This window comes from Sandarakinorhabdus sp. (assembly GCF_041689835.1).
Classification (GTDB): Bacteria; Pseudomonadota; Alphaproteobacteria; order Sphingomonadales; family Sphingomonadaceae; genus Sandarakinorhabdus.
The window spans coordinates 1-20,097 of the sequence record NZ_JBDNFM010000114.1; the positions used below are offsets into that span (position 1 = coordinate 1).

16 protein-coding genes are annotated in these 20,097 nt (G+C 65.7%); 5 read left to right on the forward strand and 11 right to left on the reverse strand.

What is annotated here, in order from left to right:
- The 4 genes from ACESL8_RS06010 to ACESL8_RS06025 form a co-directional block, all read right to left on the reverse strand.
- The coding region (locus ACESL8_RS06010) for an AAA family ATPase (protein ID WP_372916847.1) at positions 1–1,466 on the reverse strand (1,466 nt) is incomplete at its 3' end.
- A gap of 60 nt (positions 1,467–1,526) precedes the next feature.
- Positions 1,527–2,270: a thioredoxin domain-containing protein gene (locus tag ACESL8_RS06015; protein ID WP_372916849.1), complete on the reverse strand. Its 744-nt coding sequence runs from the start codon at positions 2,268–2,270 to the stop codon at positions 1,527–1,529.
- Positions 2,270–3,016, reverse strand: coding sequence for a thioredoxin domain-containing protein (locus ACESL8_RS06020; RefSeq protein WP_372916851.1), 747 nt, complete (start codon positions 3,014–3,016; stop codon positions 2,270–2,272). The genes ACESL8_RS06015 and ACESL8_RS06020 overlap by 1 nt, the downstream gene beginning before the upstream one ends.
- A gap of 59 nt (positions 3,017–3,075) precedes the next feature.
- Positions 3,076–3,621, reverse strand: coding sequence for a DUF721 domain-containing protein (locus ACESL8_RS06025; protein WP_372916853.1), 546 nt, complete (start codon positions 3,619–3,621; stop codon positions 3,076–3,078).
- 25 nt (positions 3,622–3,646) lie between these two features.
- Here ACESL8_RS06025 and ACESL8_RS06030 point away from each other — a divergent pair, with 25 nt between their 5' ends.
- Positions 3,647–4,747 carry an A/G-specific adenine glycosylase gene (locus ACESL8_RS06030; protein WP_372916855.1) on the forward strand — a complete coding sequence of 367 codons (1,101 nt, stop codon included), beginning with the start codon at positions 3,647–3,649 and terminating at the stop codon, positions 4,745–4,747.
- Positions 4,731–5,627, forward strand: a complete 897-nt coding sequence (gene nudC / locus ACESL8_RS06035; protein ID WP_372916857.1) for an NAD(+) diphosphatase — start codon at positions 4,731–4,733, stop codon at positions 5,625–5,627. Before ACESL8_RS06030 ends, nudC begins: the two co-directional genes overlap by 17 nt.
- A gap of 3 nt (positions 5,628–5,630) precedes the next feature.
- Here the strand turns inward: nudC and ACESL8_RS06040 are convergent, their stop codons facing one another.
- Positions 5,631–7,994 (reverse strand): putative bifunctional diguanylate cyclase/phosphodiesterase, encoded by a 2,364-nt coding sequence (locus tag ACESL8_RS06040; RefSeq protein ID WP_372916859.1) that lies wholly within the window; start codon positions 7,992–7,994, stop codon positions 5,631–5,633.
- Positions 7,995–8,122: 128 nt separating this feature from the next.
- On the opposite strand from ACESL8_RS06040, the gene ACESL8_RS06045 reads away from it, so the two are divergent.
- Positions 8,123–10,471, forward strand: coding sequence for an ATP-dependent helicase (locus tag ACESL8_RS06045; RefSeq protein WP_372916861.1), 2,349 nt, complete (start codon positions 8,123–8,125; stop codon positions 10,469–10,471).
- A gap of 28 nt (positions 10,472–10,499) precedes the next feature.
- Here the strand turns inward: ACESL8_RS06045 and ACESL8_RS06050 are convergent, their stop codons facing one another.
- Positions 10,500–10,820: a hypothetical protein gene (locus tag ACESL8_RS06050; RefSeq protein ID WP_372916863.1), complete on the reverse strand. Its 321-nt coding sequence runs from the start codon at positions 10,818–10,820 to the stop codon at positions 10,500–10,502.
- A gap of 92 nt (positions 10,821–10,912) precedes the next feature.
- Between ACESL8_RS06050 and ACESL8_RS06055 the strand changes: the two genes are divergently transcribed.
- Together ACESL8_RS06055 and cysK are read left to right on the forward strand one after the other, a co-directional pair.
- A complete protein-coding gene (locus tag ACESL8_RS06055) occupies positions 10,913–12,157 on the forward strand; it encodes an MFS transporter (protein WP_372916865.1) in 1,245 nt (414 codons plus the stop codon).
- Between the two features lie 79 nt (positions 12,158–12,236).
- The gene (cysK, locus tag ACESL8_RS06060) at positions 12,237–13,157 is read left to right on the forward strand and encodes a cysteine synthase A (RefSeq protein WP_372916867.1); all 921 of its coding nucleotides are present in this window, start codon (positions 12,237–12,239) and stop codon (positions 13,155–13,157) included.
- Here cysK and ACESL8_RS06065 read toward each other — a convergent pair.
- From ACESL8_RS06065 to ACESL8_RS06085, 5 genes are all read right to left on the reverse strand, one after another.
- Positions 13,121–13,960 (reverse strand): metallophosphoesterase, encoded by an 840-nt coding sequence (locus ACESL8_RS06065; RefSeq protein ID WP_372916869.1) that lies wholly within the window; start codon positions 13,958–13,960, stop codon positions 13,121–13,123. The genes cysK and ACESL8_RS06065 overlap by 37 nt on opposite strands.
- Positions 13,957–15,222, reverse strand: a complete 1,266-nt coding sequence (locus ACESL8_RS06070) for an NADH:flavin oxidoreductase/NADH oxidase family protein (protein WP_372916871.1) — start codon at positions 15,220–15,222, stop codon at positions 13,957–13,959. Before ACESL8_RS06070 ends, ACESL8_RS06065 begins: the two co-directional genes overlap by 4 nt.
- Before the next feature lie 95 nt (positions 15,223–15,317).
- Positions 15,318–17,501 carry a 3-hydroxyacyl-CoA dehydrogenase NAD-binding domain-containing protein gene (locus tag ACESL8_RS06075; RefSeq protein ID WP_372916872.1) on the reverse strand — a complete coding sequence of 728 codons (2,184 nt, stop codon included), beginning with the start codon at positions 17,499–17,501 and terminating at the stop codon, positions 15,318–15,320.
- Between the two features lie 45 nt (positions 17,502–17,546).
- The gene (locus tag ACESL8_RS06080; RefSeq protein WP_372916874.1) at positions 17,547–18,758 is read right to left on the reverse strand and encodes an acetyl-CoA C-acetyltransferase; all 1,212 of its coding nucleotides are present in this window, start codon (positions 18,756–18,758) and stop codon (positions 17,547–17,549) included.
- A gap of 22 nt (positions 18,759–18,780) precedes the next feature.
- Positions 18,781–20,097 (reverse strand): acyl-CoA dehydrogenase (locus ACESL8_RS06085; RefSeq protein WP_372916876.1); only part of this gene is annotated, 1,317 nt, incomplete at its 5' end.

The window sequence follows — 20,097 nt, forward strand, 5'->3', positions numbered from 1 at the left end:
CCGGCGGCGGCCACCAGCAGATCGCCGATGTGCGGCCCCTGGCCTTGATCGGCGGCAAGCCGGCGGGCCAGCGCCTGCGCTTCGGCATCCAGACTGGCCAGCGTGGCGCGGGCGGCGGCAAGCGCGGCGGCGGCTTCGCTGCGGGCCGATTCCACCGCCGGGCGAGCTGCTTCGGCATCGGCCACGCCGGCTTCGCAGGCGGCCACACCGGCCTGAGCCTTGTCCACTGCGCCGCGAAACGGTTCCAGATCAGGCGCCGGGGCCAGGCGGTCCAGCCGCTCCACCAGCGTCTTCGCTTCGGTTTGCGCACGGGCGGCGCGGGCGGCGGCGGCAGTAGCAGCATCGCTGGCGGCACGCCCGGCAGCGGCCGCAGCAGCGTGGGCGGCCATCGCATCAGACAGCGCAGATTCTGCTGCTGAAGCATCAGCTTGCGCTGCCGCCAATCGGTCTGTCAGCGCAGGTCGCTCGGCTGCCAGCGCCGTAAGCCGTTCGGCAATCGCGGCATCCTCGGCGGCCAGTCGCCCCCCAGCGTTGGCGGCGTCATCGGCCATGGCGGTTTCGCGCGCGGCATCGCGATCGATACTGGTGATGCTGGCGGCCAGCGCGGCATCGCGGCGGGACAATTCCTGCGCTTCGGCGTCCAGCAGGGCGCGGCGCTGGCGCAGGGCCTGGGCAGCGGCGGCGGCCTCCGCCTCGGCCAGGCGCAAGGCGGGCAGGCCGGCGCTGGCATCAGCGGCCTCTGCTGACAGTTGCGCCGCCAGCCGCGTGCGTTCGGCGGCCAGCATCTCGGCAGCCACAGCGGCCTGGCGGGCACGTTCGCTCAGCGCCACCGCCGTGTGCCAGCGGGCGTGGAGCAACGCCGCCTCGCCGTGGCGGATGCGGTCAGAAAGGCTGCGATAACGCTGGGCGGATTTGGCCTGCCTTCGCAGCGTATTGGCCTGCGTCTCCAGCCCGCGGATCACGTCGTCCAGCCGCGTCACATTGGCTTCGGCGGCACGCAGGCGAATTTCGGCTTCGCGCCGGCGCACGGCCAGCCCCGCGATGCCCGCAGCTTCTTCGAGCAACTGGCGGCGCTCGGCGGGCTTGGCGGCGATGATGGCGCTGATGCGGCCCTGGCCGACGATGGCCGGGCTGTGCGCGCCAGTGGCCGAATCGGCAAACAGCAGGCGCACATCCTGAGCGCGGGTGTCGCGGCCGTTGAGGCGATAATCCGATCCGGCGCCGCGCTGGATGCGGCGCTGCACCTCGATCTCCTCGCCGGCGCTGCCGGCCAGATGCAGGGTGACGGTGGCGAATTCTCGCGCCGGGCGGGCGGCAGTGCCGGCAAAGATCACGTCGTCCATGCCGCCGGACCGCATGGATTTGGGGCTGCCTTCGCCCATCACCCAGCGCAACGCTTCGAGCAGGTTGGATTTGCCGCAGCCGTTGGGGCCGACAACACCGGTCAACCCCGGTTCGATCAGCAAATCGGCCGGTTCAACGAAGGACTTGAAGCCCGCAAGGCGAAGGCGGCGAAACTCCAACGCCTACCTCAGGGCGGTTTGCAGCTTGGGTTCCAGATCAGCCCAAGTGAACACGCCTTCCTGCACGGTGCCGTTGATGATGAAGCTGGGCGTGCCGGTGAGTTTCAACTCGTTCACCGCCAGGTTCCGCAGGTCGTTGATGGCCTTCATCTGCGCCGGATCAGCAAGGCATTGATCGAATTTCGCCCGCGGCATTCCGCGCAATTTCACATAATCGGCAAGGCCGCCGAGTTCGGCCAGGCGGCGGACGGCCTGGTCTTCCGGCATCTTGCCGAGCGCTTCCTGATCGGCCTTGGCAATGCGGCTGAAGGGCTCGGTCCAGCCGGCCTGATCCGTGTAGAAACTGTCGAGCAGGCCAAAAAAGGCGCCGGCGCCCTGGCAGCGCGCCAGCACGGTGGCGGCATAATCCGGGCCATTGAGCACGAAGTTGCGATATTCATAGGAAACATTGCCGCTGGCGACATATTTCGACTTGATGGCGGCGGTCGCGGCTTCGTGGAATTCGCGGCAGTGCGGGCAGGTGAGCGAGGCAAATTCGACAAGCTTCACGCGGGCATCCGGATTGCCCATGCGAAAGCCGCCTTCCGGCGTGGCGGTCACAAGGTCAACCCAGTTCAGGCCCGCGGGGGCGACCACGGCGGGCGCGGTGCTGGCCTTGTCGCCGCCGGGTCCGGCCGGCGCAGCCGATTTGTCGCCGCAGGCGGCCAGCGCGAGCGCAAGCACGGGAATCGTGAGAAGATGGCGCATTATTTCGTCCTTTTGAGACCAGTGGTAGCGGATGCCTTCACGGCGGCAGTGAGCAAGGGGTCGAGCGCGGCCCAGTCGAACCCGCCGGTTTGCATGCGGCCGTTGATCAGGAAGCTGGGCGTGCCCTGTAGTTGGTGATTTTGCACCGCATCAACCCGAATGGCGAGCAGCCGGTCCATCCCCGGCTTGGATGCGGTACATTCATCATATCGCGCCCGGGTGATGCCGGCGGCAGCGGCAAACTGCGGCAGCTTGCCCGCGATGGCCATGGCGTTACCCTGCGCATCGGCAGGCAGGCCCTGGATGCGGGTACGTTCCGCTTCGGGGACGGTGGTGAACGGCGTGATCAATTCATCCTGGCGGATATAAGCGCGGTTGATGAAGGCCCAAGCCTGCGGGGCCGCCTGGCATTGCATCAACAGCCCCGCCATCAGATCGATGCCGTTGAGCGAAAACGGCCGATATTCGTAACTCACACGGCCCCCGGCCAGCCAGCGCGCCTTGATCTCCGGCAGGCCGGTTTCGTGGAAATGCCGGCAATGCGGGCAGGTGAGCGAGCCGAATTCGATCAACTTCACAGCCGCTTGCGGATTGCCCATCAACACGCCGCCTTGCGGCGTGATCGCCAGCCGGCTGGACCAATCGGTGGGTGCAGCGCGGGCAGGAGCGCGGGCAACTTGGGCCGACAGCGGAGCCGCAGCCACGGCTGTGACGACGGCAATGGAAAAGGCGGCGAGCAGTTTCATGACACGTGTGTAGCGCGGCGCATGCGGCAGCGCCAAGCCCCCCCTTCGCAAGCGCCGCTTCACCTGATCCTGGGCGGGCCGCTGCTGATGGCCAGCGCCTCGGCCAGCGATTGCAGCGTTGCCCGCAGTTCAAGGTCCTGGATATCGCGCAAGGTCGATCGTGTGGCTTCCGGCAGCGGGCCGGGCGCAGGCGGCGGCGGCGCGGGCGGCGGCGCCATGGTGGCGGTCCCCTGTTCGATGCTGATGCGGGCGACGGCGGCATAGCCCAGAATGCGGTTCACCCGTTCGATGATCTGCACCTCGACATGGCGCAACATCGGCGCCAGCGCGCCAGTAGCGGCGATGGCCAGCGTGCCGCCATCCTTCTGGCCCTTTGGAAAACGCAGGCGCAGCGGCCGGCTGTGGCGCGCATAATGCGGGCCGACGATTTCGCCCCAACGATCATTCAGCGCGCTGTGGGTGAAGCCGAAGCGGGTGAAAGCCTGGCCGCCGACATCGCTCACCAGTTCGGCAATGGGCCTGGCGCGGCCGCCCCTCGCCCGTTCGATGGGCGGTTTGAGCGCCGTCGGCATTTTGGCCGCAGCTTTGGGAGGCGTTTTCGGCATCGTGCTTCCATGCCATAGACGCGCTGTGACCGATAGCTGGCCCCGGCAACTTCTCGAATGGTACAGTGCCCATGCGCGCGACCTGCCGTGGCGCAATCCGCCGGGCGCGGTGCTGCCAACAGGCGAAAACTGGCCTTACCGCGTGTGGCTTTCGGAAGTAATGTTGCAGCAGACGACGGTGGAAGCCGCCACGCCCTATTTTCACGCCTTCACCGCGCGCTGGCGTGACGTGGCGGCGCTGGCGGCGGCCCCGGACGCCGATGTGATGCAGGCGTGGGCCGGGCTTGGCTATTACGCCCGCGCCCGCAATCTACTCGCCTGCGCGCGCGCCGTTGTGGCTCGCCACGGCGGGCGTTTTCCGGCCAGCGAAGCCGAATTGCGCGATCTGCCCGGCATCGGCGATTACACGGCGGCGGCGGTGGCGGCCTTCGGCTTTGGCCGCGATGCGGTGGTGATCGATGGCAATGTCGAACGGGTGGTGACCCGGCTTTTTGCCATTGCCATTCCCCTGCCCGCTGCGCGCGCCGCCATCCGGGCGGCGCTCACCCCGCTGGTTCCGCCCGGCCATGCTGGCGATTTCGCGCAAGCCATGATGGATCTGGCCCGCCGCGTCTGCACCGCCCGCAGCCCGCGCTGCCTCGCCTGCCCACTGGCAGACGCGTGTGCGGCGCGTGCTGCCGGCACGCAAGCCAGCTTCCCGGTGAAGGCCACGAAAAAGGCCCGGCCCACCCGTCACGGCACCGCTTGGTGGATCGAGGCGGATGGCCATGTGCTCACCATCGTGCGACCCGCAAAAGGCCTGCTCGGCGGGATGCGCGCGCTGCCCAGTTGTGATTGGCGGGGGGCCGCGCAGCCGCCGCTGGCGGGGGATTGGCAATCGCTGGGGCTGGTGCGCCACGGATTTACGCATTTTGATCTGGAACTGGCAGTGGCGGCGCTGCACCTGCGCGGCCGGCCGGCGCTCGATCTGCCCGGCGCGACGTGGCTGCCGCTGGATGCGGTCAAATCCGCCGGCCTCCCCACGCTTTTTGCCAAGGCAGCCCAATTGAGACTCGGGCCAGACACGAGCGGGGGCTTGCCGCTGCCCGCGAACAAGGGAACAAGGCTGCATGACAAATTTTCATGATGTGCCGGTTACCGGCTTTACCGGCAACACGCTCGACCGCGCCGACGAAATCCGCCGCGATGCTGCCGCGCTGATCGGCCTGCGCGCCCGCGCCGATGCGCGCTGGCTGGTGCTTTATGGCCTCAATCCCGTGGTCCGGCCCGGCGAAGCCCCAGCGATCCTGTGGGCTTATCGTTCCGATATTCCGCACGATGCGCTGTCGATTTTTCTGGGTGTGGGCGCCGAAGGCCCGCGCTTTGCCGCTGCGGCGCCGTCGGCTGAACTGGTGGCTGATTTTGGCGGCAAGCTGCTTGATGCGCGCGCTGCCGGGGCGCTGCTGCCGGCGCACGAGGCCGCCATCGTTGCCCAGGCCCGGTCCATCATCGATTGGCACCAGCGGCATGGTTTTTGCGCGATGTGCGGCGGCAAGACCGAGCTGGCCAAGGCCGGCTATGCCCGCCAGTGCACGGCCTGCAAGGCCGAACATTTCCCGCGCGTCGATCCAGTGGTGATCATGCTGGCGGTGAAGGACGGCCATGCCCTCATCGGCCGCCAGCCGCGATTTCCCAAGCGCTTCCTGTCGGCGTTGGCAGGATTTGTGGAGCCGGGCGAGAGCCTGGAAGAAGCCGTGCGCCGCGAATTGTGGGAAGAAGCCGGCATCACCACGCGCCGCGTGCGTTATCTCGCCAGCCAGCCGTGGCCCTTCCCATCAAGCCTGATGATGGCTGCCTTTGCCGAGGCCGACGGCTTTGAGGTGCGGCTGGACGAGGAGGAACTGGAGGAAGTGCGCTGGGTGACCAAGGACGAGGTGCGCGCCGCACTCGCTGGTGACGGCGATTTTCTGGCGCCGCCGCCCATGGCGATTGCTCACACGCTGCTGAAATGCTGGGTTGACGAATAGGCCTCAGATCAACGCCGCCTCGCACACCAGCCGCGTTGCCTCTTTGGGCGGCATCGGCTTGCCGAACAGATAGCCCTGCACCTGCGTGCAGCCCAATTGCCGGCACAATTCGAAGGCGGCGCGGGTTTCGGTGCCTTCGGCGGTGGTTTGCATATCCAGGCTGGCGGCCAGCCGCACGATGGCCTGAATGATGGCGCTGGCTTCATCGCCCATGGCAGTGGCGCGTTTGACAAAGCTGCGATCGATCTTGATGCGACTGAATCTGCCCTTTTGCAGGGTGCCCAGCGCCGAATAGCCGGTGCCAAAATCATCGAGGGCAAAGCTGACGCCCATTGCCGTCAGCCGCGCCAGCACTTCGATCACCGCCGGCTTTTCCGCGAGAAACAGGCTCTCGGTGATTTCCAGTTCCAGCCGTTCGGTGGCGACGCCATGGCGTTTCAGGGCGGCGGCGATCACATCGGGCAAATCAGGCTCTTCCATCTGCACCGCCGACAGATTGACCGCGACCTTCACATGATCCGGCCAACGCGCTGCCCAGTTCAGCGCCTCATCGATCACCCAGGTACCGATCGGGACGATCAGGCCGGTCTCTTCGGCCAGCGGGATGAAATCCAGCGGCGAAATCGTCCCCCTGTCGGGGTGGTGCCAGCGCAGCAGGGCTTCAAAGCCGGTGATGCGTTCGTCATCGGCATCCACCACCGGCTGGAACACCAGCGCCAGTTCGTTACGTTCAAGCGCGACGGCCAGATCGGCTTCCAGCTTGCGGCGTTCGGCGGCAACCTGGGCCATTTCCGGCTGAAAGTGGCAGGCCGCGCCGCGGCCGTCACCCTTGATCCGGTACAGCGCCAGGTCGGCGCATTTCAGCAAATCTTCCGGCGTTTGCGCATCGTGCGGTGCCAGCGCCCAGCCCACCGACGCGCCCACCATCACAGCGCCAGCGCGGCCTTCATCGCCCAGCGGGAAGGGGCGCGCCAGATCCTTGACGATACGCTGCGCCAGCACTTCGGCCCGGTTGCCGCTGCCATCGGGCAACACGATGGCGAATTCATCGCCGCCCAGCCGGGCAATGGTGGCCCCACCCTTCACGTGGCCCTTGATCAGCGCCTGCAAACGCTGCGCGACCTGGCGCAGCAGCAGATCGCCGGCACCATGCCCAAAACAATCGTTCACCGCCTTGAAGCGATCCAGATCGACAAACAGCAGCGCCGCAGGCTTGCCGGACAGCACGGCGCGTTCCATCACATCATCCAGCGTTTCGCGGAACAGGCTGCGATTGGCCAGCCCGGTGAGCGGATCGAAGCGCGCCAGTTGCGCGATGCGTTCCTGGCTGCGCCGCACATCGGTCACATCGCGGCCAACACCGCGAAAGCCGGTGAAATTGCCGGCCAAATCCTGTTTTGGCGTGCCCGACAGCGCCCACCAGCGCAAATCCCGCCCCAGTGGCACCGGCACCACCAGATCGCGAAACGCCTGCCGTTCGCGAATGGCGTGGGCCAGCGCCGCCGTCGAAGCGCCGCCGTGCACCGGATCAAGCAGCGCCAGCAGCGGCTGCCCCAACAGATCGGCGCGGCGGCGGCGGGCAACATCGGCGAAACGCGTGGTGACATGGGTAAGGCAACCCCGCCCATCCAGTTCGAGCAGCCAATCCGAACCGTTGGATTCATATTCATTGAGCAGCAGGCGCACCACCTCGCCCTGCTCGCAAAGATCGGCCTCGCTCTTGAGCCGGGCCATGGTGTGATAAGCAGACACCAGCCCGGCGCGCAATTTGGTGGTGATGAAACTGGCCAGCCCGAACAGCACCAGCGGGTGGTCCAGTGGCGCTCCGGTGGGCAATGCCAGCACCATGCCGCCGCCGATGCTGAGGCACACCAACAGCACCGCTGCCGGCATGGTGGCAGCCGCGTTTGACACCGCGCCCATGAAGATTAGCGAAAACAGCATCAGCATCGCCTGAGCATCGGCTGGCAGCGACGAAGCCATCGCGTTCACCAGCCCGGCCCAGAACAGCGCAAGCAAGCCGATCTCGCCAGTCACTCGCCAATATTCGGCGCGGCCAGCCCGGCGCGGGCCATCGCTGGGCGGCCGGCGCACGATGCGCAGGCTCCACACGGCGGCCAGCACGGCGATGCCTAGCAGCCAGGGCGCCAATCGAGAAAATTCCACGGCCGCGCCGAATTCGGCCAGAACAGCCAGCAAATTAACGGTCAACAGGCTGAGGTTGAACGGAATGTTTTGCGCCAGCTGGGCCAGTTGCTGGCCGCGCACCTCGGCCCAGAAACCTTCTTCGGCCTGATCAAGGCCCAGCACCTGTCGCCATCCCAGATCGCGCACCATCTGCACCGGCGGCTTCAGCATCGCGCTCATGTTGATACCCTTGTCGATCAGTCCACAGGGGGAATGAACGGCGGCAGGCGTGGCGGTTTGAATCAGCCCAGCCTGCAGCGGCGCAAAGCCGCTTGGCAGCAGGCGCGTTGTTCCTTAATTGTTCGCAAATGAACCTGCCCGCCAACCATGATTCTGCCGTGAAAGGCGCTGGCAGCGAGCCGCCCTGGCTGGCCGGGCTGAACCCGCCCCAGCGCGAGGCGGTGACCACCACCGAAGGCCCGGTGCTGATCCTCGCCGGCGCCGGCACCGGCAAGACCAAGGCGCTCACTGCGCGGCTGGCGCATATCCTGTGGGGTCGGCTGGCGTGGCCATCCGAAGTGCTGGCCGTCACCTTCACCAACAAGGCGGCGCGCGAGATGCGCAGCCGCACCGAACTTCTGCTCGGGCCGATGGCCGAGGGGCTGCCGTGGCTGGGCACGTTCCACGCGCTGTCGGCCAAGATGCTGCGCCGCCACGCCGCACTGGTCGGGCTGAATCCGCAATTCACCATATTGGACACCGACGATCAATTACGCCTGCTCAAGCAGGTGGTGGCCGAAGCCGGCATCGATGACAAACGCTGGCCGCCCAAGCAATTGGCCGGTCTGATCGATCGCTGGAAGAACAAGGGTCAGCTGCCAGCCGACGTACCGCCGGGCGAAAGTTTTGCTTATGCCGACGGCGCGAAAGGCGGCGGCGCGGCGCTGTATGCGCGCTATCAGGAACGGCTGGTGGCCCTGAACGCCTGCGATTTTGGCGATTTGTTGCTGCACATGCTGACCATTTTCCGCCAGCATCCCGATATGCAGGCCGAATATCAGCGGCGCTTCAAATATGTGATGGTCGATGAGTATCAGGATACCAACAGCGCCCAGTATCAGTGGCTGAAATCGCTGGTGGGGCCGGCGCGAAACCTGGCTTGCGTGGGCGATGATGATCAATCGATCTACAGCTGGCGCGGCGCCGAAGTCGCCAACATCCTGCGTTTCGAGCATGATTTTCCTGGCGCCAAGATGATCCGGCTCGAACAGAATTACCGCTCCACTCCGCACATCCTTGCCGCCGCCAACACCCTGATTGCCCACAACAGCGGCCGGCTCGGCAAGGCGCTGTTCACCGCACACACCAGCGGCGAGCGCGTGGAAGTGACGAGCGTGTGGGACGGGCCGGAGGAAGCCCGGCTGGTCGGCGACGAAGCCGAACGGCTGGCGCGCGAAGGCAGCTCGCTCAATGACATGGCCATATTGGTGCGCGCCCAATTCCAGACGCGCCTGTTTGAAGACCGGTTCATCGCCATCGGCCTGCCGTACCGCATCGTCGGCGGTTTCCGGTTTTATGAGCGCGCTGAAGTGCGTGATGCGCTGGCCTATCTGCGGCTGGTGCAATCGCCCGACGATGCGCTGGCCTTTGAGCGCATCATCAACACCCCCAAACGCGGCTTGGGCGACAAGGCAATGGGCACCATGCACGCCGCTGCCCGCGCCCTCAACGTGCCGCTGCCGCGCGCCGCCGCCGCCCTGATCGAAAGCGACGATCTTACTTCGGCGGCGCGGCGGGCGGTGAAGGGCTTTTTCACCGACCTTGCCCGCTGGCGCGACCAGGCCGGAACCATGGGCCATGCCGAACTGGCGGAAATCGTGCTGGAGGAATCCGGCTATGTCGCCATGTGGCAGGCCGACAAATCCACCGAAGCCGATGGCCGCATCGAGAATTTGAAGGAACTGGTGCGGGCGATGGGCGATTATCCCAGCCTTACCGCGTTTCTGGAACATGTTGCGCTGGTGATGGACAATGATGCGGCATCCGATGACGAAAAGATCACCATCATGACCCTGCACGGCGCCAAGGGGCTGGAGTTTGATCATGTATTCCTGCCCGGCTGGGAGGAAGGCGTGTTTCCCAGCCAGCGCTCACTGGATGAGGGCGGCACAGCCTCGCTGGAGGAAGAACGGCGGCTGGCCTACGTGGGGATTACACGCGCCCGGAAGCGCGCCCACATCATAAACGCCGCCAACCGTCAGGTTTATGGCCAGTGGACGGCGGCGCTGCCCAGCCGCTTCATCGCAGAATTGCCGGACGATCATGTCACGGCGCGTTCAACCATGAGCGGCGGGCCCAGCCTGTGGCGCGCTGCACTGGAAGGCGGCGATCCGTTTGCTCACCTCGCCCGCGGGACCGGGCGCGGCCCGGGCTGGGACCGGGCCGCGCAAGTGGGCGGCAATTCGGGCAACAGCTTTGGGCGCGATTTCGGCCCGCGCGGCGCCGCGCCGCCCAAAGAAAAAACCTGGGGCGAAGCACGGGTGAGCGCCGTCTCGCTCAGCCCCAGCCCGGCGTTCCGGCGCGGCGCCCGCGTGTTTCACGCCAAGTTCGGCGAAGGCACCGTGTTCCATGTCGATGGCAACAAGCTGGAAATCGATTTTCCGGCGGCGGGGCGCAAGCGCGTGCTCGACAGTTTCGTGACGCTCAGGGACGCCTGATAGAACCGGCCTGACCAGAGCGGCCTGGTCAGAGCGGCCTGATGTCCTGCCCGGTCATGGCGCTCATGATTTCGCGGAAAATGCCGGGGGTAAGGAACAACAGTCCCACCGCTGTCAACGCCAGGCACTGCGGCAGCGGCCAGTGCAAATACTGTTGGGCAAAGAAAAACGTGCCCACCAGTGCATAGCCGTTAAAGCGGGCGACCAGCGACAGCACGGCGGCGATCAGCCCCCATTGCCAGCCGAGCCCGAGGCTCCAGCCGGTCCATGCCACCACCAATTGGATGACCCCGACGCCGCACAGGACGACCGCCACCACCAGTCCGGGAAATTGACGAAAACTCGGCATTGCGGCGCAGGATATCATTGCCACGCGAAACCAGCAAACGGGCTGGCAGCAAATCAATTGCCCGCAACGCTGGGGCTTTCTATGGAGGGCAGGTGCCGTCGATCCCGCTTCCGCTCAAAATCCGTGATTATCGCGCCTTCTGGGTGTCGCGCTTCCTTGTCACCGTCGCCAGCATGATGATGGTGGTCGTCATCGGCTGGCAGGTGTACGATATCGCCCGCGACACGATGAGCCGCGACGAAGCCGCCTTCCTGCTCGGCATGATCGGGCTGGCGCAGTTCCTGCCCCTTTTCTGCCTCGCACTTGTCGTTGGCGTGATCGCCGATCGGCTTGATCGCCGCCACATCGCCCGCGCCGCCGTTGTGCTGGAACTGGGGTGCGCTGCGGCGCTGGGGTGGCTCGCCCTGTCGGGGGCCGTACCGATGAAAGCGCTGTTTGTCGTTGCCGCGCTGCTGGGGGTGGCACGCGCGTTTCAGGGGCCGTCGATGGCGGCGCTTGCCCCCAATCTGGTACCGCGCGAACTGCTGCCGCAGGCCATCGCGCTAAACAGCATTTCCTGGCAGGCCGGCGCGGTAATCGGTCCGCCGCTGGGCGCTTTTCTTTATGCGGTGTCGCCGGCCACGCCTTATGTGGCGGCGGCCATCCTGTTTGCGCTCACCTTCGTGTGCCTGATGATCATCCGGCCGGTGCCGCGCCCGGCGCCATCGCCGCTCACGCCGTGGCGGTCACTGGTCGAAGGCGTGGCTTATGTTCGGTACAATCGCGTGCTGCTGGGCGCGATCAGCCTCGATCTTTTTGCCGTGCTGCTGGGCGGCGCGACGGCGATGCTGCCGGTTTATGCCCGCGACGTGCTGCATGTCGGCGTCGAAGGGCTAGGTCCGCTGCGCGCCGCGCCGTCGGCTGGCGCTGTCGTGATGGCGATATTTCTCGCCAGCCGGCCGCTGCGCCGCCATGTCGGCCCGGTGATGTTTGCCAGTGTTGCGGTGTTCGGGCTCGCCACCATCGTCTTTGGCCTGTCCACCAGCTATCCGCTCAGCCTGGCTGCGCTGGTGGTGCTGGGCGCGGCCGATGCGATCAGCGTGTTTGTGCGCGGCACCCTGATTCAACTGCACACCCCTGACGACATGCGCGGTCGGGTGAGCAGCGTGTCGGGCCTGTTCATTTCAGCCAGCAACGAACTGGGCGAGCTCGAATCGGGCCTGGCCGCACGGTATATCGGCGCGGTGCCGGGCGTGGTGATCGGCGGGATCGGCGCCATCATCGTCACGGTGCTGTGGGCGTGGCGCTTTCCGCAACTGCGCAATGCCGACCGGTTCGACGCACAAAAGCCTGCCTGAAGCGCCGCGAAGTTTTCCGCCGTTGGCGCGGGGCGCTTACCAGCCTAAAAGAAACGCGAACAACCGCAAAGGTGCCGCGATGAAGGCCAACAACATCCTCGAAACCATCGGCCGCACGCCGCATGTGCGCATGGGAAAATTGTTCCCGCAGGCCGAAGTGTGGATCAAGTCCGAACGCTCCAACCCGGGCGGATCCATCAAGGATCGCATCGCGCTCGCCATGATCGAAGCGGCTGAGGCCGACGGCACGCTGAAACCCGGCGGTATCATCGTGGAGCCGACCAGCGGCAACACCGGCATCGGTCTCGCCATGGTGGCGGCGGTGAAGGGCTACAAGCTGATCCTGGTCATGCCCGAATCCATGTCGATCGAGCGCCGGCGGCTGATGCTGGCTTACGGCGCCAGTTTCGATCTTACCCCGCGCGAAAAGGGCATGAACGGCGCGATCGCCCGCGGACTGGAGATCGTGGCCATTACGCCCGGCGCCTGGATGCCGCAGCAATTTGAAAACCCGGCCAACATCGCCGTGCACGTGACAACGACGGCCGAGGAGATTTATGCCGATTTCGCCGATACGCCGCCGCACGCGATCATCACTGGGGTGGGCACCGGCGGCCATATCACCGGCATTGCGCAGGCGCTCAAAGCCCGCTGGCCGAACCTGAAGGTGTTCGCTGTAGAACCCGCCGCTTCGCCGGTGATTTCCGGCGGCTCGCCCAGCCCGCACCCGATCCAGGGCATCGGCGCAGGTTTCATTCCGAAAAACCTCGATGTGGCGCTGCTTGATGGGGTGGTGCAGGTCGATGCTGCGGATGCCAAGGCGTGGGCGCTGCGTTCCGCCGCCGAGGAAGGCATGCTGGTCGGCATTTCGTCGGGAGCCACGCTGGCAGCCATCGCCATCAAGCTTAAGGACTTGCCCGCCGGCGCGCGGGTTATCGGCTTCAACTATGACACCGGCGAGCGTTACTTGTCGGTGCCGGACTTTCTGCCCGGCGGTTGAGATCGGGGCTGAGGAACCAGTTCCACCACGACGATTTCGCCGCGTGTGCCCAGCCGCAGCGGCACCACCGACGTGCCGATCCCGGCCGAAACCACCAGTTGCTGGCCCGCCGCGTTGCGAAACAGGCCGCGCTGCACTTTTTCGTATTCAGGCATAATGTGCGGCCAGCCGAAGATATCGATCTGGCCGCCGTGGGTGTGTCCGGCCAGCAACAAATCCACTGCGGGCGGCAGCAGCGGCCACAGCGAGGGTTCGTGAACCAGCGCGATCAACGGCTTGCCGGGCCGGGCGCGCGCTGCAGCCGCCAGCAGCCCCGCCACCGGCTGCTGCCCTAGGATCAGATCATCGCTGCCCACGATCTGCAGCGGGCCAACATCAACCAGATCACCGGCCAGCAGCTTGAGGCCAAGGCGCTGCATGACCCAGCGGATCCAGTAGGGATCATCGTGATTGCCAGGCACGCTCCACACGCCCAGCGGCGCGCGCAGTCGGGTGAGCGGACGCAGCGCATCCTCCAGCCGCATCGGCGGGTCCCAGATCTTGCTGGCGTGAAAATCGCCCGTGATCACCACCAGATCGGGGTGAAGGGCGTTCACCTGATCCACAATGCGATTCAGCCGCACCTGCGGCATGTCCCAATTGCTGCCGTGCATATCGGAAAGATGGACCAACCGCAGCGGCCGCTGCAGCCCGGCCAGACTGGCGCGGTAATGCACCACCGCCGGATCACGGATCGCGCCCAGCCAGCCGGCCCAGCCAAGCGCCAGCCCCAACCCGAGCAGCAGGAAGCCAAAGCGCCTCAAATGCGAGCCTTGTTTTCCTTGTCCTCGGCCAGGAAGGCCTTGAACGGGTTCAATTTCACGGCTGTGCTGCCGGCGGCGACGCGCCTGATCTGCTGGTAATACCAGGCCTGCGCGGCAAAGACGTTGATGGTGCGCGCCAGCTTGAACGGCGAGGACGGGCCGAGCCATCCCGGCCCGATCGCCAGCCGCTCTTCGAAACGCGGCAGCTCCTCGACATGGCCTTCCAGCAATTCGGTGACACAATCGGGTTCGGCGCACAGCGGCCGGCCAACGCCCACGAAGGCGATCCCGCTGCCCAGCGCGTCCTCCATCGCACCCAGGCTGCGAAAGCCACCCGTCACCATCAGCGGCGGGGTCTTGGCGGCCATCAGCGCGCGCGCCAGCTGCACAAAATAGGCCTCGCGCTGGCGGGTGGATTGCTGCCTGGGTTCCTCGCGCGGGGTCAGGCCTACCACGTCCATCATCGCCGGCTGTTCATAGGTGCCGCCCGACAATTCCAGGCAATCCACGCCCAGATCGGCCAGCCAGCCGGCGACGGTGAGGCATTCATCAAAAGCAAAACCGCCCTTCTGGAAATCGGCGCTGTTTAGCTTCACCGACAGGGTGAAATCACTGCCAACGGCGGCGCGCACGGCCTTCACGGCCTCGATCAACAGCCGGGCGCGGTTTTCAAGGGCGCCGCCCCATTCATCCTCACGGCGGTTGACCAGCGGAGACAGGAACTGGCTGATCAGATAACCGTGCGCGGCATGCAACTGCACGCCGGTAAAGCCAGCTTCCCGGGAAACGACGGCGGCATTGGCCCAGCGCGCGATCAGATCGCGGATTTCCGCGTCCGTAAGCGGCACCGGCATGCCGAATTGCCCGCCCGGCAACGCCAGTGGAACCGCTGATGGTGCCTTGGGCGAAGGGTTGACGCTTTTCTGGGTCTGGCGGCCGGCGTGGCTGATCTGCACCCAGGCCTGGGTGCCGCCAGCTGTCGCGGCGGCGGCCCAGCGCGCCCACGCCGCCTTGCCCTCGGCGGTCAATGGACCATCGACAATCACGTTGCCGGGCCGTTCCAGATGCAAGCGATCAATCAGCACATTACCGGTGAGCAGCAGCCCGCAGCCGCGATCAGCCCAGCGGCGATACAGCGTCTCGTGGGCCGCGTTCGGCAGCCCATCACGAAACGCCAGCCCCTCCGTCATCGCGGGCTTGGCGATGCGGTTGCGGAAGCTCTGCCCGTTAGGCAGGCTGAAGGCTTGGTCGACGTCTGGCATGGCGGCATTCCTTGGTTCAGTTTAGCCTGCCGCGCCGGTGGGCCGGGCGCAAGCGCCCAAGTAACTCCCCTCCCCCGAAGGGGATGGGAGCCAACTCACGCCGCCTTTTTCGCCGCCATGGCGTAAAAGCTCTCACCGCGCGCCGCCATGTCGCGCAGATATTGCGGCGGGGCGAAGCGTTCGCCGTGCGCTTGTGCCAGCCGGTCGAGCGTGGCGACGACATTGGCGATGCCCACCGTGTCCATGTGGCTGAACGGGCCGCCAGTGAACGGCGCAAAGCCCCAGCCGAAAATGGCACCCAGATCGCCGTCCTGCGGGGTTTCCAGCACGCCTTCGCCCATGCAGCGCGCGCATTCGACCAGTTGGCGATAGAGCAGGCGTTCTTTCACCTCGCCAGCCGTGGGTTGTTGGGCAGCCAGGCCGCCAGCGACGGTCGCCGACAGTTCCGGCCACAGCTGTTTCTTGCCGCCTTCGGGATAGATGTAAAATCCCTTGGCATTCTTGCGGCCTTGGCGGCCAAGCTCGTGCATTTTGGCAATCACGCCATCAGCAGGGCCGGGCTTGTAGGCATCGCCGAGATCGGCCCTGGTCTGCTGGCCAACCTTGTAGCTGAGATCGAGCCCCACTTCGTCGTTCACCGCCAGCGGACCAACCGGCATGCCCATCTGCTTGCCGACATTTTCAATAAGCGCCGGCACCGTGCCTTCGCCGAGCAGCGCCAGGCCTTCCTGCACATAAGTGCCAAAGCAGCGCGAGGTGTAGAAACCGCGGCTGTCGTTGACCACGATCGGCGTCTTGCGGATCTGCATGACATAATCCAGCGCCTTGGCGATCGCGGCGGCGCCGGTTTTCTTGCCGACGATGATTTCCACCAGCGGCATGCGTTCGACGGGTGAGAAAAAGTGGATGCCGATGAAATTCTCCGGCTTGTCCCAGGCTTCGGCCAGGCCGGTGATCGGCAGGGTGGAGGTGTTGGAGCCGAAGATCACGTCTGCGCCCAGCACGGCCTGCGCCTGTTTGGTCACATTGGCCTTGATCTCACGGGTTTCAAACACCGCTTCGATCACCAGATCGCAGCCGGCCAGATCGGCATAATCGGTCGTCGGGTGGATACGGTCGAGGATGGCCTGCGCCTTGTCGGCCGGGGTCTTCTTCTTGGCGAGGCGATCAGCGGTGTATTGCTTGCCCTTGTCGGCGGCTTCCTGCGTGGAATCCAGCAGCACCACTTCGATGCCGGCCTGAGCCGAGACCATGGCGATGCCGGCGCCCATCAGGCCGGCGCCGAGCATGGCGACCTTCTTCGTTGGTGCAGGGGGCACATCTTTGGGGCGGCGCGCGCCCTTTTCGGCGGCTTGCTTGGAGATAAACAGGCTGCGGATCATGTTGCCGGCCTGCGGGTCGGCGACCACCTTGGCAAAATATTTGCTTTCGATGCGGATGGCGGTGTCCATCGGCACCTGGGTGCCTTCGTAAACCGCGCTCAGGATGGCGCGCGGCGCGTTCATGTTGTCGCCGGCATTTACGTGCGTCATGGCCGTGCCACCCACAAACACTTGCGCGAAATTGGGGTTGAGCGCGGTGGCTGGCCCGCCGGGCATCTTGAAATTCTTGGTATCCCACGGCTGCACGCCGCCAGTGGGGTTGGCCTTCACCCAGGCCTTGGCGGTGGCAATAACCTCGTCCGCCGGCACCACGGCCTGCGCCACGCCAAAGCCCAGAGCTTCCTGCGGGCTCATGTTCTTGCCTTGCAGCAGATACATCAAGGCCGGCTGGATGCCCATCAGGCGCGGCAGGCGCTGGGTGCCGCCTGCCCCTGGAAACAGGCCAACCATGATTTCCGGCAGGCCCAGCGTGATCTTGGGATTGTCGGCGATCACGCGGTAATGGCAGGCGAGGATGAATTCGAGCCCACCGCCCAGCGCCAGGCCACCCACCGCCGCCGCCACCGGCTTGCCGCAGGTTTCCAGATCGCGCAGCAAGCGGTTGAGGCCGAACACGCCATCGAACAGCGCGGCCATCTTCGACTTGCCTTCCGGAAGCGCAGCGCCCCCGAACAGCGCGCCCATGCCCTTCAGATCAGCCCCGGCCATGAAGCCGCTGGCCTTGCCGCTGGTGAGCACGGCGCCCTTGATGGCCTCATCCGTCTTCAGCCGCACTATCGCAGCGGCCAGATCGGCCTGCACTTCAGGCGTGATGACGTTCATCGATTGGCCGGGGACATCGATAGTGAGCAGCAGGATGCCGTCGGCATCGAGTTCGGTGTGGATGGCAGTGGTCATATGTTGGTCCCTTTTTTGTCTCCTCTCCCCTGAAGGGGAAGGGAGTCAGATCCGCTCGATGATGGTGCCCGTGCCCATGCCGGCACCCACGCACAGATTGACCAGCGCGGTGCCTTTGCCGGTGCGCTCAAGCTCATCAAGCACGGTGCCCAAAATCATCGCCCCGGTAGCCCCCAGCGGATGGCCCATGGCAATCGCGCCGCCATTCACGTTGATGCGGTCGTGCGGGATGTTCAGCGCCTGCATGTAACGCAGCACTACCGACGCGAACGCCTCGTTCAGTTCAAACAGGTCGATATCGTCCTTGGTCATGCCGGCTCGGCTCAGCACCTTGGCGGCGACGAATTCCGGCCCGGTCAGCATGATCATCGGTTCCGAACCAACCGACGCCATGGCGCGGATTCGGGCGCGGGGTTTGAGGCCGTATTTCTCGCCCATCGCCTTGTTGCCAATCAGAATGGCCGCTGCGCCGTCGACGATGCCGCTGCTGTTGCCGCCGTGGTGGACGTGGTTGATCTTCTCCACTTCGGGGTAACGCATCAGCGCGATGGCATCGAAGCCGGGCATCTGCTCGCCCATCGCCTGAAAGGCCGGGGCCAGCCCGCCCAGGCTCTGCATGTCGGTGCCGGGGCGCATATGTTCGTCGTGGGCCAGCACGATCTCGCCGATCACGTCCTTCACGCCGACGATGCTGTGCTTGAAGCGGCCTTCCGCCCACGCCTGCGCGGCGCGGCGCTGCGATTCCATCGCATAGGCATCGACATCGTTGCGGCTGAAGCCATATTTGGTGGCGATCAGATCGGCACCAATGCCCTGCGGCGCGAAGTAGGTTTTATACGCCACCGCCGGATCCATCGCCCACGCCGCGCCGTCGCTGCCCATCGGCACGCGCGACATCGATTCAACGCCGCCGCCGATGGCGAACATGGCTTCACCGGTCATCACCTTGGCCGCGGCCATGTTGGTGGCTTCCAGACCCGAGGCGCAAAACCGGTTGATCTGCACGCCCGCCGTCGTCTCGGCATAATCGGCGTTGAGCACCGCGACGCGCGCGATGTCGCTGCCCTGTTCCCCCACTGGGGAAACGCAGCCCAGCACCACATCATCCACATCAGCCGTGTTGATGCCGGTACGGTCGCGCACCGCCTGCAGCACCTGGGTGGCGAGTTGAATCGGGGTGATCTCGTGCAGCTTGCCGTCCTTGCGGCCCTTGCCGCGCGGCGTGCGAACGGCGTCATAGATATAGGCTTCGGTCATGGTCGTTCCTCCAGGGAAAGTCTCAGAACATCTCGGCCGGCATGGCCATCACAGTATCGGCACCGGCTTCCAATTGCGCCTTCAGGCCCGTGGTTTCGGGCAACACGCGCGCTGCAAAGAAACGCGCTGTGATGAGTTTTGCGTTGAAGAATTCCGGATCGGCAGTGCTGCCGTCCAGCGCCGCCAGCGCCGCCACGCTCATCTTGAGCCACATGTGCCCCAGCGCGACGTGGCCCATCATCCGCATGAACGCCGTCGCGCCCGCGCCTGCGTTATCGGGATTGGCCATGCCGTTCTGCAGCAGCCACATCACGCCGCCCTGCACATCGCCCAGCGCGCGGCCCAGCGGCTGCGCGATGAAGGCCAGCCGTTCGTCCGTGGCCGCCGCGATGTCGCCGGCCACCAACGCCAACCACGCCTGCGTGCCGCGCCCGCCCTTGGCACCCAGCTTGCGGCCGACCAGATCCAGTGCCTGGATGCCGTTGGTGCCTTCGTAAATCATCGCAATCCGCGCATCGCGCACGAACTGGTCCATGCCCCATTCGGCGATATAGCCGTGGCCGCCGAGCACTTGCTGGCAGTTGGTGGCAACCTCATAGCCGCGATCGGTGCCATAGCCCTTGATTACCGGTGTGAGCAGGCTGATCAGATCATCGGCGGACTGGCGGTCGGCCTCATCGGGGGCCTTGCGAGACAGATCAACCCGGATGGCGCCCCACAACATCAGCGCCCGCATGGCTTCGGTATAGGCGCGCGCGTCCATCAGCATCCGGCGCACATCGGGGTGGACGAGGATCGGATCGGCCTTGCCATCGGGGTTCTTCGGCCCCGTCAGGCTGCGGCCCTGCAAGCGGCTCCGGGCATAATCCGCCGCGTTTTGATACGCCGCGTCGGCTTGGCTCAGCCCTTGAATACCCACCCCCAGCCGCGCTGCGTTCATCATGATGAACATCGCGGCAAGGCCCTTGTTCTCCTCGCCCAGCATGGTGCCGGCGGCGCCATCATAATTCATCACGCAGGTGGCGTTGGCGTGAATGCCCATCTTGTGTTCGATGCTGCCGCAGGTAACGGCGTTGCGCGCGCCCAGGCTGCCGTCGCCTTGCACCATGAACTTGGGCACGATGAACAGGCTGATGCCCTTCACGCTGTCCGGCGCGCCCGGCGTTTTCGCCAGCACCAGGTGGATGATGTTGTCTGACAAGTCATGCTCGCCGGCGGAGATGAAGATCTTGGTGCCGGTGATCGACCATGTGCCATCGGGGTTCGGCTCGGCGCGGGTGCGGATCAGGCCCAGGTCGGTGCCGCACTGCGGCTCGGTCAGGTTCATGGTGCCGGTCCA

Bases quoted from the DNA above. Each gene is read 5' to 3' on its own strand.
- ACESL8_RS06015 (WP_372916849.1), bottom strand. From the start codon at position 2,270: ATGCGCCATCTTCTCACGATTCCCGTGCTTGCGCTCGCGCTGGCCGCC.
- ACESL8_RS06020 (WP_372916851.1), bottom strand. From the start codon at position 3,016: ATGAAACTGCTCGCCGCCTTTTCCATTGCCGTCGTCACAGCCGTGGCT.
- ACESL8_RS06025 (WP_372916853.1), bottom strand. From the start codon at position 3,621: ATGCCGAAAACGCCTCCCAAAGCTGCGGCCAAAATGCCGACGGCGCTC.
- nudC (WP_372916857.1), top strand. From the start codon at position 4,731: ATGACAAATTTTCATGATGTGCCGGTTACCGGCTTTACCGGCAACACG.
- ACESL8_RS06040 (WP_372916859.1), bottom strand. From the start codon at position 7,994: ATGAGCGCGATGCTGAAGCCGCCGGTGCAGATGGTGCGCGATCTGGGA.
- ACESL8_RS06045 (WP_372916861.1), top strand. From the start codon at position 8,123: ATGAACCTGCCCGCCAACCATGATTCTGCCGTGAAAGGCGCTGGCAGC.
- ACESL8_RS06050 (WP_372916863.1), bottom strand. From the start codon at position 10,820: ATGCCGAGTTTTCGTCAATTTCCCGGACTGGTGGTGGCGGTCGTCCTG.
- cysK (WP_372916867.1), top strand. From the start codon at position 12,237: ATGAAGGCCAACAACATCCTCGAAACCATCGGCCGCACGCCGCATGTG.
- ACESL8_RS06070 (WP_372916871.1), bottom strand. From the start codon at position 15,222: ATGCCAGACGTCGACCAAGCCTTCAGCCTGCCTAACGGGCAGAGCTTC.
- ACESL8_RS06075 (WP_372916872.1), bottom strand. From the start codon at position 17,501: ATGACCACTGCCATCCACACCGAACTCGATGCCGACGGCATCCTGCTG.
- ACESL8_RS06080 (WP_372916874.1), bottom strand. From the start codon at position 18,758: ATGACCGAAGCCTATATCTATGACGCCGTTCGCACGCCGCGCGGCAAG.